Source organism: Pseudonocardia charpentierae, from assembly GCF_031845345.1.
Taxonomy (GTDB): Bacteria; Actinomycetota; Actinomycetes; order Mycobacteriales; family Pseudonocardiaceae; genus Pseudonocardia; species Pseudonocardia charpentierae.
Map to the genome: position 1 here is coordinate 1 of NZ_JAVREJ010000103.1, position 520 is coordinate 520.

Consider the following 520-nt stretch of genomic DNA (forward strand, 5'->3'; position numbering starts at 1 on the left):
CTGGACGTCGTGCGACAGGCGACCGAGATCGGTGCCACCGAGCGGACCCTGCCGCGGGAGTGGAAGGACTGGTTCACCCGGGTGGCGATGCCCCCGATGCGCGTGCCGGAGCTGAACATGTCGTCGGAGGTCGACCACCTCGCCGTCGAGGTCTTCGAGCCGGGACTGGCCCAGCTGCTGATGCGCATCGACGAGGCCGGCCTGACGAACCTGCGCAGCGCGGCGAGCCACCCGCCCCGGTCGGCGGAGTGCGCGGCCAGGCGGGCCGGGATCGGGAACGCCGCCACGCGCGGACGTCAGCGGCTCGGGGACACCGACGACATAACCGCGCTCGCGACGAACCGGACCGGCGGCGCGCCGTCCGCTGCCGGCAGCCGCACCGCCGCCGTCGCTAACGCGAGGATCGCGGCCAACCCTCCTGTTGCACGCGGGCGTTGCCCGCCGCGGTACCGCCCGAGACGTACTCTCTGACGCAAGTGCTCACCAACGACAGCGACACGGACCTCACCGTCGTGTCGGT

The 520-nt window shown here is 72.7% G+C and carries 1 pseudogene; it reads left to right on the forward strand.

The window, feature by feature from the left end:
* A pseudogene (locus RM445_RS32050) lies at positions 1-471 on the forward strand (hypothetical protein); the annotation flags it as partial.
* Positions 472-520 lie beyond the last annotated feature (49 nt).